Annotated in this window: 10 protein-coding genes and 1 pseudogene; 7 read left to right on the forward strand and 4 right to left on the reverse strand. The window is 67.4% G+C overall.

Going from position 1 to position 13248, the window contains the following annotated elements; all coding sequences use genetic code 11:
• The first annotated feature begins 44 nt into the window (after positions 1-44).
• The 3 genes from L8H00_RS16485 (at position 45) to L8H00_RS16495 (ending at position 2025) form a co-directional block, all read left to right on the forward strand.
• Positions 45-371, forward strand: coding sequence for a hypothetical protein (locus L8H00_RS16485; RefSeq protein WP_242098397.1), 327 nt, complete (start codon positions 45-47; stop codon positions 369-371).
• A gap of 204 nt (positions 372-575) precedes the next feature.
• Positions 576-1418: an endonuclease/exonuclease/phosphatase family protein gene (locus tag L8H00_RS16490; RefSeq protein WP_242098398.1), complete on the forward strand. Its 843-nt coding sequence runs from the start codon at positions 576-578 to the stop codon at positions 1416-1418.
• Between the two features lie 88 nt (positions 1419-1506).
• Positions 1507-2025 (forward strand): YetF domain-containing protein, encoded by a 519-nt coding sequence (locus L8H00_RS16495; RefSeq protein WP_347340748.1) that lies wholly within the window; start codon positions 1507-1509, stop codon positions 2023-2025.
• A 16-nt stretch (positions 2026-2041) separates the two neighbouring features.
• On the opposite strand, the gene L8H00_RS16500 is transcribed toward L8H00_RS16495, so the two are convergent.
• Complete coding sequence (locus tag L8H00_RS16500) at positions 2042-3319, reverse strand: mechanosensitive ion channel domain-containing protein (protein ID WP_242098400.1); 1278 nt, start codon at positions 3317-3319, stop codon at positions 2042-2044.
• A 346-nt stretch (positions 3320-3665) separates the two neighbouring features.
• On the opposite strand from L8H00_RS16500, the gene L8H00_RS16505 reads away from it, so the two are divergent.
• The 3 genes from L8H00_RS16505 (at position 3666) to L8H00_RS16515 (ending at position 8397) form a co-directional block, all read left to right on the forward strand.
• The gene (locus L8H00_RS16505; RefSeq protein WP_242098401.1) at positions 3666-5531 is read left to right on the forward strand and encodes a glycoside hydrolase family 97 protein; all 1866 of its coding nucleotides are present in this window, start codon (positions 3666-3668) and stop codon (positions 5529-5531) included.
• A 103-nt stretch (positions 5532-5634) separates the two neighbouring features.
• The gene (locus L8H00_RS16510) at positions 5635-7185 is read left to right on the forward strand and encodes a DUF389 domain-containing protein (RefSeq protein WP_242098402.1); all 1551 of its coding nucleotides are present in this window, start codon (positions 5635-5637) and stop codon (positions 7183-7185) included.
• Positions 7186-8397: a hypothetical protein gene (locus L8H00_RS16515; RefSeq protein ID WP_242098403.1), complete on the forward strand. Its 1212-nt coding sequence runs from the start codon at positions 7186-7188 to the stop codon at positions 8395-8397. It begins immediately after the preceding gene.
• 21 nt (positions 8398-8418) lie between these two features.
• On the opposite strand, the pseudogene L8H00_RS16520 reads toward L8H00_RS16515, so the two are convergent.
• Positions 8419-9123 (reverse strand): annotated as a pseudogene (locus tag L8H00_RS16520) (glutaredoxin).
• 118 nt (positions 9124-9241) lie between these two features.
• Between L8H00_RS16520 and L8H00_RS16525 the strand changes: the two are divergent.
• Positions 9242-9640, forward strand: coding sequence for a MerR family transcriptional regulator (locus tag L8H00_RS16525; RefSeq protein WP_242098431.1), 399 nt, complete (start codon positions 9242-9244; stop codon positions 9638-9640).
• Between the two features lie 94 nt (positions 9641-9734).
• Here the strand turns inward: L8H00_RS16525 and L8H00_RS16530 are convergent, their stop codons facing one another.
• Positions 9735-11090 (reverse strand): PepSY domain-containing protein, encoded by a 1356-nt coding sequence (locus L8H00_RS16530; protein WP_242098404.1) that lies wholly within the window; start codon positions 11088-11090, stop codon positions 9735-9737.
• Positions 11091-11127: 37 nt separating this feature from the next.
• Positions 11128-13167, reverse strand: a complete 2040-nt coding sequence (locus L8H00_RS16535) for a TonB-dependent receptor (RefSeq protein ID WP_242098405.1) — start codon at positions 13165-13167, stop codon at positions 11128-11130.
• Between the last annotated feature and the right edge of the window lie 81 nt (positions 13168-13248).

Consider the following 13248-nt stretch of genomic DNA (forward strand, 5'->3'; position numbering starts at 1 on the left):
CCGACGACCGGGAGATGCCCGTTCTCCCGCCTGCGACGAAGGCGATGCCCGTGCAGTCAGGCGACAATGATCCGAACCGCCGGCGCGAGGCCGCCCGGCCGGATCCCGATGCGCATGGACAGGCGGCGCTCCTGCTGGTCGAGAGCCTGCTGCACGGCCTGCTGGAGAAGGGCGTGCTGAGTAACGGCGAGGCGATCGCGATCGTGACCGCGGCGGCGGAGGTGAAGGAAGAGATCGCGGCGACCGCGTCCGAGGCGCAGGACACGGCACGACAATCGCTCGACCTGATCGGCCGCATCGTCGCCACGCTGGAGTTGGACGACGACGGCGACCCGCAGGACCGGCCGATCGCCGGCCTGGCCGACGAATAGCGGGTCGCGCACGGAGGAGGAAGACGCATGATCCCTAGGATCGACCTGAGATGACGAGCGGGACGATACGCGATGCGGTGAGCGGCGCGATCCTCGCCCTTGCCTGTGCCGCGCTCGGCGAGACGCTGGTCAGCCTGATCGACTCGAACCAGTGGTGGATCCGGGTTCGATTTTCCGCGCTGGCTGAGCCTGATCGCGATCGGCGTGATCGCGCTCGCGGGCATCGTGCTCGCCCGGCGCTGGCGCCCGGCGATCCTGCTCGTCCTCGCGGCGGCGACGAGCGCCCAGTTCTGGCGTATCTATCCGTACGTCCCGTTCGCAGCCGTCGAGGTAGCCGATGACGCCACGACGCCCGGCGTCGATCCGGCGTCGTGCTTCAAGGTGCTCGGCCTGAACGTCCTGCAGCATAACCGCGACTACGCCGCGACGATCGCGACGATCGCGACGATCGACCGCGAGCGCCCCGACGTGCTACTGCTGATGGAGACCGACCAGCCGTGGGCCAAGGCGCTCGCACCCGTCCTCGCGCGCTATCCCCACCGGCTGCTCCGCCCGATCGACAACACCTATGGCCTGATCTTCGCGACCACACTGCCGGTCGACCAGGCGCGGACCAAGAACATCACCGACCAGAACACGCCCACGGTCTATGCGCGCCTGCGCACCCGCGGCGGCCAGCCGTTCGACTATATCGGCCTGCATCCCAGGCCTCCTATCGCGGGGGAGGACACGAACCTGCGCGATCGCAAGATCGAACACGCGGCGCTGCGCATCGCGGGAGCCAAGGTTCCGGCGATGGCTATGGGCGATTTTAACGACGTCGCCTGGTCGCGCACCACTCAATTGTTCAAGCGGGTCGGCGGCTATCTCGATCCCCGGATCGGGCGTGGCAGCTACCCAAGCTTCCCGGCCCAATACGCAGCCGTCGGCTGGCCGCTCGACCAGCTGTTCGTCTCGAAGGCCTTCACTTCCGGTCGCTGCGGATACTGGCAAACGTCGGCTCCGATCATCGGCCGCTCGCCGCGGACCTGTGCCTGGCGCCGGTGACGGCTGCTGCCGCAAACACGGCGGCCCCCGATGCGACCGCGGCGGCACGCCGCGCCGCGCGCCGCGCCGCCCGGCCGCCGGCCGCGCGATGATCGCCGGGAGCCTGTATGGCCTGCTCCGCATCCTGGTGGTGGGGCCGCTTGCGTACCTACTGCTGATCGCGATGCTGCGGATCAGTGGCAAGCGGACGCTCGCCAAAATGAACGCGTTCGATTTCGTGGTCACGATCGCCCTCGGGTCCACGCTCGCGACGGTGCTGCTCTCCAAGGATGTGCCGCTGCTGGAGGGCGTGCTGGGCTTCGTGGTTCTCGCGGCGCTGCAGTTCGTGATCGCGTGGAGCGCACTCCGGCTCGAGCCGGTCGAAGCGGCGATCAAGTCGCAGCCGCGCATCCTGCTGCGGGATGGTCGCATCGATCATGCCGCGCTGCTCGATGAACGCGTGACGCAGGAGGAGCGCAGGTCCGCGGTGCGCAAGGGCGGTCTGGGCGATATCGCGATGGCCGCCATCGTCGTTCTCGAAACCGACGGCAGCTTCAGCGTGATCGCCAGGGACGCTGCCGGTGATCGTTCCGCCTACCCGGACGGAGACCGCGACCCGCGGCCGTGAGGGATCAGGCCGCGCGTCAGGTCGTGGACGGCGGCACCTGACTGCGGATGTGGATGTCGCGTTGCGGGAACGGAATCTCGATCCCATTTTCCCGGAACGACAGCCAGAGCCGGTTGAGCACATCGGACCGTACGTTGCCGACCCCGGCCTCGGGATCGGTGATCCAGACGAGGATCTCGTGGTCGACGGAGCTGTCGCCGAAGCCGGTCAGCCAGACGGCGGGTTTGGGTTCCTTCAGCGCGCGCGGCGAGGCGAGCGCCGCCTCAATCATCAGCCGCTGTGCGAGCGGAAGATCGCTGTCGTAGCCGATGCCAACCTTGATGTGGATGCGCACGTTGCGGCTTGAATACGACCAGTTCTCGACCGGCTGCGTCATCAGCTGCTCGTTGGGGATGAGGTGCTCCTTGCCGTCGCGGGTGACGACGGACACCGCCCGCACGCCGATCTTGGTCACCGCGCCGAACGTTTCGCCAACGACGATCACGTCGCCCGGCTTCACCGATCGATCCATCAGCAGGATCAGGCCGGCGATGAGATTGCCGAACGTCTTTTGCAGCCCGAACCCCACCGCGATTCCGACCGCGCCCGAAAAGACCGTCAGCGCGGTGAGGTCGATGCCTAGGACGTCGACCCCCAGCAGCACGGCGACGACGATAACCAGGATGCTCGCCAATTTCTGCACCAGCGCGCGCTGCGAGATGTCCAGCGCCTTCATCCGACTGATCGAGTGGAGCGTGATGCGGTTGGTGAGCCGCGCCGCCACATAGAGCACCGCCACCACGACGATGAAATTGGCGACGCCGAGCACCGTGATGCGGTGCGTGCCGACATCGAGGCCGACGCCCCTCATGCCCGTGAGCAGCGGTTGCATCCCGCCCAGCGTGCCGGCCGTCGTGCCGACGAACGCCAGCATGGCGATCACGCACGCGATGCCGCTGCCCACCCCCATCGCCCTGGCGATCCGCTGAACGATGACCGCGACCGCGCCGCCGAGCGCGATAGCGACGATCAGCGATCCCAGCGGGCTGAACCGGGCGGCGTTCCCCGCGACCAGCAACAGCAGCGCGACGAGGCCGTAGTTGGTGATGGTGTCGGCGAGATGGTCGCCAAACTGATCGACGCGACCCATCCAGTGCCGGACGATCCGTGCAATGCGCGGGCCCAGTCGCTTCCCCAGGAACCAGCCGATCGCATAGGCGCCGATCACCACGACGAGTGCCAGCACGATCGAGCTGAAATCGGGTGACCGCGGCACCGGAAGGCCCCAGTCCTGCAACAACTGCTGCCAGTTCATCGGCCTGTCTCCCCGTCGTGACGCGCCTCATGCCGTACCCTCGCGGTGGATGTCCGCCGCCGGGCGATCATGCCACCGATCGGCAGCACGCTGGTAGCGGCAAGCGTCGGGAGAAGGAAAGCCCGGGACGTGGTCGATGGGCGACGATCAGGCGACGATTAAGCGTGATGGACCCAAGCGAACGAGTTAGCGGGTTTGGTCGCCTGCGAGCGGCGGCTGATCTGGCCCCGGTGATGCCGGGAGCATTACGCGGGCAGGGATGATGACGGACGTGGTCTTGCGGTTTTTTTCGCTTTTGTGCTTCGTCTTCATTGCGGGCTGCGGCAGTCGGCCGATCCGTGATCCGTTGTCGATCCGTTCGCCCAATGGCCGGGTGACGGTTGTCGCAGGGCTGCTGCCCGGCGGTCAGCTGGCGGTGCGGGTGCGCCATGAAGGCTCCGACGTGATCGCGCCGTCGCCAGTCGGCCTGCGGCTGGCCGACGATCCGCTCGGACCAGTGCGGATCGTGACGACGCGCGTCGAGGCTCCCGCCGTCGCGCCGGATCGACGGACACCGCGCTATGGCGGATTGGCGGTGCACGTTCGCGAGCGCGGCGGCGCCCGAAGATCCTTTGACCTGCGGCTGCGCGCCTATGACGGCGGCGCAGCCTTCCGGCTCGTCCTGCCGCGCCGGCCGGGCGCTTCCTATCGCATCGCGGCGGAAACCACCGAGCTGCGCTTCCCGCGTGATTATGACTGCCTGGCGGTGGCGCACAGCGAGTACCTCAACAGTCATGAGGGCGACTATGCGCCCGTGCGCGCCAGTGCTCTACGCGCCGGCGCGCTGTACGACCTGCCGCTCAGCTGCCGCACGGGCCGGAGCGGCGAGGCGATCGCGCTGGCCGAGAGCGACGTGGAGCATTATCCCGGCGCCTATTTGGTAAAGGCCGGGTCGCTAGGCGCCGCCATCCGGCTGACGCCGCTGCCGGCCAACGATGCGTTGGCGGCGGTCATCGACGGCCCGGTCGTCACGCCCTGGCGCGTCGTGATGATCGCGAACCGGCCCGAGCAGCTGATCGCGAACACGCTGGTCGACGATCTCGCCACCCCGTCGCGGATCGGCGACGCACGCTGGGTCCGGCCGGGCAAGGCGGCCTGGGGCTGGTGGGCGGGGCTGAAGGCGTCCGGCGTGCCCGATGCGGGCTACAACAACGCGACGTACCGCGCCTATGTCGATTTTGCTGGCCGGTTCGGGTTGCTGTATTTCGTCATCGACTGGGGCTGGGCGGCACGGCCGGACGGCGACAAGCACCTGGCGGACATCACCCAATTTCGCTCCGGCGTCGATATCCCGGCGCTCGCCCGCTATGCGGCGCAACGGCACGTTCGCCTGTGGCTATGGACCAACTGGGACGCGCTCGGCCGGCGAATGGACGAGGTGTTCGCGCTCTACGAGCGGTGGGGCATCGCCGGCGTCAAGGTGGACTACGTCTATCGGCAGGACCAGATTGCGATCGGCTATTACCACCGGCTGCTGGCGACGGCAGCGCGGCATCATTTGATGGTAAATATTCACGGCGCGCCGGTGCCGCGCGGACTGGAGCGAACCTACCCCAACTTCATTACCGAGGAAGGCGTAATGGGCGCCGAATACAACAAGTGGAGCCGCAAGGTGACCGCCGGGTACAACGTCCGATCGGCCTACAGCCGCGCCGTCATCGGCCCAATGGACTATACGCCGGGCGGCTTCCGCAACGTCGCGCCGGGCGCGTTCGTCGCCCGCCATGCCTTGCCCGAGGTCATGACCACGCGCGCGCAGCAGCTGGCGATGTTCGTCGTCTATCCAAGCCCGCTCCAGTCGCTGTGCGATTCGCCCGGCGCGTATCTCAACGCCGCCGGGCGGCCTATGAAGGGTGCCGCGTTCCTGCGCATCGTTCCCGCCACTTGGGACGAGACGCGCGGGATCGCGGGCGACTGGGGCCGGTGGATCGCCGTCGCCCGGCGAAGCGGGGGGCGCTGGTTCGTCGGCGTGATGGGGGACGAGGCACCGCGCACCGTCGCCCTGCCGCTCGGCTTTCTGGGGAATGGCCGCTGGCGTGTGCGGGCGCTAGTCGACGGATCGCAGCCGACCGATGTCGCCGGGCATAAGGGCGTCGTCGACGGCGGCGGCACCCTGTGGGTGCCACTCGCCGCGCGTGGTGGTGCGGTTCTGGTGCTTGATCGCGCGCACTGATCCGGGTTGGTATAGCAGGCCCGCTTGCTTAAGAAGAACGGGCGCCGCCCGGACCGTTCCGCACCGGATCCTCTGAGTGACGGATTTCGGGAGAACCGCGCGGATGAACGACCACCCCGTTTCCGGCACGCTGCGTAGCGATGGCGCGTTCGTGGCAGCGTGGCGGCAAGCGTTCGTGTCGGGCGTCGACCACGATAGCGTGATCGCGCGCGTCAACGCTGAAAGTGGCTGGAGCGGGCGCTACCTGTTTATGATCGCGATGTCGGCCGGCATCGCCGTGCTTGGCCTGCTGTTGTCGTCGCCGGCGGTGGTGATCGGCGCGATGCTGATCTCGCCGCTGATGAGCCCGATACTAGGGCTGGGCTTCGGATTGACGCTGTTCGATTTCGTGGAGGTTCGCCGGGCGGGGGCGGCGCTGCTCGGCGGGGCGGTACTGGGCGTCGCATTTGCCGCGCTGATCGTGCTGGTCTCCCCGCTCAAGGAGCCGACGGCGGAGATCCTGGCACGCACGCGGCCGAACCTGTTCGATCTGCTGGTCGCGCTGTTTGCGGCGCTGGCGGGCAGCTTCGCCATCATCCGCGGGCGCGGCGAGACGATCACCGGCGTGGCGATCGCGACCGCGCTAATGCCGCCGCTGGCGACCGTCGGGTATGGCCTGGCGACCTGGAACATGCCAGTGCTGGGCGGCGCGCTGGCGTTGTTCGTCACCAACTTCGTGACGATCGCGCTGTCAGCGACGGTGATGGCGCGGCTCTATGGCTTCGGCCACACGCTGTCCCCGCGGCAGAGCTGGGCGCAGGTGATGGTATTAGTGACGGTGTTCGTCGCGATGGCGATCCCGCTTGGCTATGCGCTGGCGCGGATCGGGCGCGAGGCGGTGACGGTGACGCAGGTCCGCGCGCTGCTCGGCGACCGTTTCGGCGCGCAGTCGCGGGTGACGCAACTCGATGTCGATTTCGCGGCCCGGCCGATCGCGGTGCGGGCGGTGGTGATCGCCCCGCGCGACCGGTCGGTGCCCACACCGAAGGTGCGCGACGAACTGGCGACGGCCCTCGGCGAACCGGTGACGCTCCAACTCGATCAAGTGCTGCTCCAGCCCGGCAGCAGCGCGCTGGACGCCCAGCTCGTTGAACTCGCGCAGGCCAAGGCAGCCGAGGCGAGCGCCGGCCGCGAGACCGAGATCGCGCATCTCGTCGCGCTGGTCGCGGGCGTCGCGGACGATCAGGTGACGATCGACCGAGGTCACCAGCGTGCACAGGTTACCGCGCATCCGCTGCCGGGTGCGAGCGTCGTCAGCTATCGGGCGCTGGAGGCGCGCGTCCGGGCGGTGGAGGACGGATGGGACATCACTGTCGTACCGCCGCTCCAACCGCTGCCCGAGATCACGTTTGCCGACGAGATCGATGCGCTCGACGATGCGGGACGGCAGTCGGTAGAGACGTCGGCCTGGGCGGCGCACCGGTGGAACGTGAGGGCGCTGGGCGTCCCCGGAATGTCGGCCGGGGCGACGCCTGCCCGGCCGGGCCTCGCCGAGCGACGCGCGCTGGCCATCGCCGCGGTTCTGAACCGGAACGGCATCCGGGCGCAGCCGCAGCCCGCGGCCGGCCAGCATTTTCGTCTGGCGCTCGTCGATGATCAGGCAGGAGATCAGTAGATGCTCATTATCGTCGTCGCCGTGCTGGTGTCCGTCGTCATGACGGCGTTCCTGAGCTTCGCGCGCTTCACGCACCGGGACGCCTGGCGCGCGACGGTGACGCCGCTCGCCTCGATCATTGGCAGCGGGTTCCTGATCGCGGGGCCATTGCTGGCGAAGGATTTTGGCGGCGCGGCGATCGGCGCGATGGCCGTGCTGCTGCTGCTCGCCTATGCCGTCGGCGCGGTGGTGCGGTTCAATATCGTCCATGTTGAGGATTTTGTCGCCAGCGCGCGCCTGCACGATCCGGTGCAATGGCTCGGCCGGGTCACGCAGGTGGTGCTGTCGGTGGCCTATGCGATCTCCGTCGCCTATTATCTGAAGCTGCTGGCCGAGTTCGCGCTGAAGCCGCTCGCGATCGACGGGGCGTGGCACGTCGTGATCGCCAACGGGATGGTCACCGCGATCCTGCTGCTGCTCACCGGCCTGGCGTTCGGCGGCGATCTGCGGCGGGTGGAGCATGTCGCGCACGGCACCGTGTCGCTCAAGATCGGCATCATCGCCGGGCTACTCGTCGCGCTCGCATTGTGGTGGGCAATATACGCCGGCGCTACCGCCCCGCTACCGCCGGTGCGCGTGTCGCTCGGCAGCGTGCCGATGCTGCTCGGCCTGCTCATCACCGTGCAGGGGTTCGAGACGTCGCGCTATCTCGGCCACGCCTATCCACAGGACATGCGGATCGCCACGATGCGGCGGGCGCAAATCATCGCGTCGATCATCTATCTCGCCTTTCTGGGCCTGCTGACTCCGCTGCTCGGCCGCGCGGCGCACACGCAGGGCGTGGCGGGCATCCTCGATGTGATGGCGCTTGTCGCGCCGGGCCTGTCGGTGCTGGTGCTTGTCGCGGCGCTGGCTAGCCAGCTCAGCGCGGCCGTTGCGGACTCGATCGGTTCGGGTGGGCTGATGAGCGAGGTGACGCGGCGCACGCTGAGCGTGCCGGCCGCGTTTGCGCTCGCCAACGCGCTGTCGGTGGCGGTCGTGTGGCTGACCGATCCGCTGCAGGTCGTGGCGATCTCCTCGCGAGCCTTTGCCATCTATTATGCGCTCCAGTGCGCACTGGCGGTCGCGGTCTCGCGGCGGTCGGGGGCGGCATCAATGGCGCGACAGGCGGGCTTCGTCGCCATCGGAATCGTCTGTGTCGTCGCTGCGCTTGTCGGCGCGCCGGCGGAATAGAGCCAGCGCGCGCCACCCGCTTCACCGCACCAGCACGACGACCGCCATCGCGACCATCATGAGGTTCTCCGTCATCGACACGAAACCCAGCGGCACCTTGCCCGATCCTCCGACGCAGGCGCATTTAATCTCGCGCTTGTCGACATACACCGCCTTGAACACGGAGACCGCGCCGATCCCGCCGATGACCAGCGCCACTGGCACCGACAGCCAGGTGAGGACGCCGGCCGCCATCAACACCCCCGCCAGTGCTTCCGCGAACGGATAGATGTAGGCATAAGGGCACTCACCGCCTCGCCAGCATGTCGTACCCCACGAACATGCTCGAGAAGGTCTCGATATCCTGCAACTTCAGGATCGCCAGCACGCACATGCTGAACGAGACGAGCCACAGCGCGGCGAGCACCGTGAACGGGCTACGCAGCATCGCCGTACTCGTAGCCAGCGCCATCAGTGCAGTCATCGCGAACACCGCGATCACCGGGCGATAGCTGTCGCGCCGGGATCGCGCACCGGTTTGCCGAAGAAGCGTCGTACGTCGTCATATCCGCCGATCCGCTCGCCACCCACGAAGGTCTGCGGCGTCGTCTTCACATCGTGCGCGGCCTTGAAGGCGTCAGTCTGCTCGCGCGTCTCCAGCCAGCGATCGTCGACTTGGTAGCCTTGGCTGTGCAGCAGGTGCAGCGCCTTCAGCCCAAATGGGCAGACATGCTCAGGCATAATCATCCGATAAGAATGGCGCACTTCACATGACGTTCGCTTGAGGCGAGCTTTTCGTTTGTTGTCTGGATCATACTGCCCAAATGGGGTCTGTACCATAGTACGGAGTCAAGGCGTGGCGACGATGACGATTGCGGGGCTCGCGCGCGAGGGCGGTGTGGGCGTCGAGACTATCCGCTACTACCAGCGTCGCGGCTTGCTGGCGCAACCGCCGCGGACGGCTGGATCGGGCGTGGCTGGCGGGATCCGCCGCTATGACGCCGAGGCGGTTCGGCAGCTTAAGTTCGTCCGCTCGGCGCAAGCTGCCGGGTTCACGCTTGAGGAGGTTAGCGAACTCCTGAAGCTCGACGCCACAGACAACCGTAGCAAAGCGCGCGCGATGGCTAGGTCCCGGATAGCTGCGCTCGATCGGAAAATACACGAACTCGAGACCGCGAAGGTTTGGCTTACCCGACTTGCCGACGAATGCGGCGCGTCCGACGTCGGTCGCTGCCCAATATTGCGGGCTTTCGAAGCAAGCTAAGCGATGGTCATTGCGCGAAATTCTTGCGAGGCTGATATGAACGATAGTCCGCTTTCGGCGCGCGCGAGCTTGGCCCTTAATGACGGCATCTGGGTCATCCAGGTCGTGATGAAGCAAAACCGAGCCATCGGCGCGCGCCAGGCAGGGCTCGCAAGGCAGTCGCATCGACAAGCAGGACAAGAAGCAGCGTTAGCCCGAACAACGGCATATATAGCGCTAGCGTGCAGATCGTCACGACAAGTCCCGCACCGAACCGTGGCCGGGACAGCGGCAACGGTGCGCCAAGCAAGCCCTGAGGGCGCCTTCGCCACCACAGCACCGTTCCTGAAACAGCGAGGACAAAAAGCAGCAGTGCGGTCGCTGTCCCGATCAGCTGATTGGCGATCCCGAACAAGGCGCCCTCGTGCACCGCGATGCCGTAACCGACGATCCGATCGATCCAGTGACGCTGCGCGAAGTCGGTCCGGCCAATCAACTGTCCCGTGGCACCGTCGATTTGCAGGTCTGACCGAAGCGGTCGATCGGCGGCATCCGACGCGATCGACCACGGTGCGCCGCGCGTCTTCGGTGGTGAAATGAGCACCGGCGGCGCGACCCGAAGCGGTCGGACGGCTGCAACCACCCGATTCAGCTCGCCAGGAACGACGGCGGGGGCCGGCATCATCATGCCCTCATGCCCGGCGTGGACGCCCAGCATCGCGTCGGCCTTGGGTGCCGGTGCCTTGCCACCAATCGTCCAGTCAACCGGACCCTGTTCGGCGCTCGTGAGGTGGCGCACCTGTGCGAGATAGCCGCCCCATCCCGAGGCCCAGGGCAGCCCGGTAAGGATCAGCCCGAGCGCGAAGACGGACACCCAGATGCCCGCGACCGCGTGGATGTCGCGCCAGAAGAGGCGGCGCCCGCCACGCAACCGAGGATAGAGGATACCGGCAAGCCCACGCCCCCCCCGGGGCAACCAGAGGTACAGTCCGGTCAGCAGCATCACAACCGCCCAGCACGCCGCAATCTCGACCACATAGCTGCCGATGTCGCCCAAGAGCAGCTGGCCGTGGAGGCGGGACACTACCGGTTCGAATCGCTGATCTTCGAGGGCAACATGCAACACCGCCAGCGAATGGGGATCGACATAGACACGTCGGTCGACGCCGTCCGCCATCACCAGCACGCGGGTCGCTTGGTTGGCGCTTTGGGACACGATGTAGCGGTCGAGGTGCGACCCCGGCACGGCGCGCAGCGACGCCGCGACCTGTGCCTCCGGCGAGGTGACGGGACCCGCGGTCACGAGACGGTCGTAGGGCCGATCGAGCCAAGCCTCGACCTGTGGGCGCCAGAGATAGATTGTGCCGGTAATCGCGAGCCAGACGACGAACGGCACGCAGATCAGGCCAGCATAGAAGTGCCAGCGCCAGACGGCGTTGTACCAGCGGGTGCCCGGCGCTTGGACGCTCATCGCCGGTTCTCCACGGGGGCAGGATGCGACTGCGGCATCAGTCGACCCTCACCCTGATGCCGCCGGTCGCGGTGAAAGGCTTGCCATACAGCGGCGCGGTGAAGCCGTCGTTGGTGCCGATATAGCGTCGGTCGAACAGATTCTCGATCTGCACGAACGCTTCAATGCCCTTTCGCAGCGGGGCGCTGGCGGCGAGGTCGGCGATGAAGTGCGCGTCAGTGCGATAGATCGAATCCGGGTCGCCGTTGGTTGCCGAGACGTAGCGGATACGAGGGCTGAACTTCAGCCGGAGCGGACCCGTCCAGTCCAGCCCGGCACTGACCCGGTGCCGCGGGATGCCGGCCTGTTGGACGCCGATGCTGGCGGGGTCCTCGGGGTTCTGCGTCACGATCGAATCAGCGAAGGTGTAGGCGAGCGTGCCGTTGAGCCGCGGGGTTGCCCGCCACGTCAGCTCTGCCTCGACGCCGCGGCTGCGCGCGGTGCCGGCGTTGATGAGCCGGGCGCCGATGTCGAACCCGGCCGGCAGCGTCGCCGGGTCCAGATAGCGATAGGTCAGGAAATCGCGGATCGTGCTGCTGTAGGCGGTGGCCTGCACGCGGACGCCGCCGCGAACATAGTCGAACCCGACTTCGCCGCCCTCGAGCGTCTCGGGCTTGAGCGCAGCGTTGGCGTAGAGGATGTAGCCCGGCACCGACGCCGGGCGGTAGAGGTTGTCGAGCGTCGGCGCGCGGAACGCGCGATAATAGGCGCCGCGCAACGCGAAACCTGCGGGAAGCTGGTAGCGGATCGACAGGCGCGGATCGATATCGCTGTCGTGGCGGCTTGCGACCCGGCCGAGGCCACCGGGTGAAGCATCCAGCCCGTTGAAGTTCAGGAAGTCCTGGTAGCGCAGGCTCGCGAGCACCTGAAACTGCTCGACCGGACGCAGATCGGCCTGTGCGAAACCGCCCAGGAAGCGTTGGTCGCCTGAACCGATGTCCGTCCGGATGTAGGCGCCGGTCTGAGCGAAGATCGAGGCGCGATCGCTGCCGCCGACGCCATGATAGTCCGCCCCTGCGGATAACGAGCGAAGCAACCCGTCGAAGCGCTGCGTCCAGACCAGCGACGCCCCCCAGTCGTTGGCGCGGGTGAGGTGCCGGTTCTGGACGAACTCGGCCTCGTTGGGGTCGGCGCCGTCGGGTGCGCCGGTGTTGTTGGTGACGAAACGCTCGTCGACGTGGAAGCCGGTCAGGTCGACGCTGCTCCGCTCGGTTGGCGTCCAGCTGAGCGTGCCGGTGTAGCGCCAGTTGCGCTGGGTGTTGGTCTGAAGCCGCGTCAGGAAGTTCTGGTCGTTGTCGTAATAGCTCACCCGTGCGCGAGCGGTCAGATCGGGCGCGATGTCGGCGTTGCCCGACACCGCTGCCGTTCGCGCGGTGAACGAGGTGGGCACATCGATCGAGCCGCGATAGCCCAGAGCCTGCTCGAGATAGCCGTCGCTGTGGCTGATCCCGCCATCGACGCCGATACCGTAGCCGCTGCCCGCCAGTGCTGCCGTGCCGTCCACTCGGTAACTGCCGCGGCTGCCGCCCGCCGCCTCCGCATCGAGCTCGGTCTTGGCAATGGGTCTGGTCAGGACGTTTATGACGCCGCCCATCGCGTAATTGCCCCATAGCGTCGCGCCACCGCCGCGCACCACCTCGACGCGGTCGATGGTGGCGACCGGCACCTCGCTCCACTGCACATAGCCGAAGAAGCTGTCGTTGAGCGGCACGCCGTCGAGCAGCACCAGCGAGCGGATACCCGATAGGCCGCGCATCGACACGATGGTGTCGGTGGGATGCTGCTCGTTGGTGCTGGCGATCGGCAGGTCCACGGAGGGCACCCGCCGCAACACGTCGTCGATCGAGCGTGCGGGGATATCGGCGATCTGATCGGCGGTGACGACGCTGACGCTGGCCGGCACGTCGGCAAGAGGCAGGGCGGAGCGTGTGGCGGTGACAACGATGTCGCCGCCCGGAGCGGCGGTCTGGGCGACGGCGGGAAACGCCCATAGGAGGCCGGGCGCGACAGCACCCGCCAGCAAGAAAGATCGGAACATGATGATACCTTCGATCGGCCCGGCATCCACGATGCGGGCCACAATTCACGGGGGCGGCGACGAAGCCAGCGCGCGATCTCG

Source organism: Sphingomonas sp. CROZ-RG-20F-R02-07 (genome assembly GCF_022662335.1).
In the GTDB taxonomy this organism is placed as follows: Bacteria; Pseudomonadota; Alphaproteobacteria; order Sphingomonadales; family Sphingomonadaceae; genus Sphingomonas.

Bases quoted from the DNA above. Each gene is read 5' to 3' on its own strand.
- L8H00_RS16510 (WP_242098402.1), top strand. From the start codon at position 5,635: ATGAACGACCACCCCGTTTCCGGCACGCTGCGTAGCGATGGCGCGTTC.
- L8H00_RS16525 (WP_242098431.1), top strand. From the start codon at position 9,242: ATGACGATTGCGGGGCTCGCGCGCGAGGGCGGTGTGGGCGTCGAGACT.
- L8H00_RS16515 (WP_242098403.1), top strand. From the start codon at position 7,186: ATGCTCATTATCGTCGTCGCCGTGCTGGTGTCCGTCGTCATGACGGCG.
- L8H00_RS16535 (WP_242098405.1), bottom strand. From the start codon at position 13,167: ATGTTCCGATCTTTCTTGCTGGCGGGTGCTGTCGCGCCCGGCCTCCTA.
- L8H00_RS16485 (WP_242098397.1), top strand. From the start codon at position 45: ATGCCCGTGCAGTCAGGCGACAATGATCCGAACCGCCGGCGCGAGGCC.
- L8H00_RS16530 (WP_242098404.1), bottom strand. From the start codon at position 11,090: ATGAGCGTCCAAGCGCCGGGCACCCGCTGGTACAACGCCGTCTGGCGC.
- L8H00_RS16500 (WP_242098400.1), bottom strand. From the start codon at position 3,319: ATGAACTGGCAGCAGTTGTTGCAGGACTGGGGCCTTCCGGTGCCGCGG.
- L8H00_RS16495 (WP_347340748.1), top strand. From the start codon at position 1,507: ATGATCGCCGGGAGCCTGTATGGCCTGCTCCGCATCCTGGTGGTGGGG.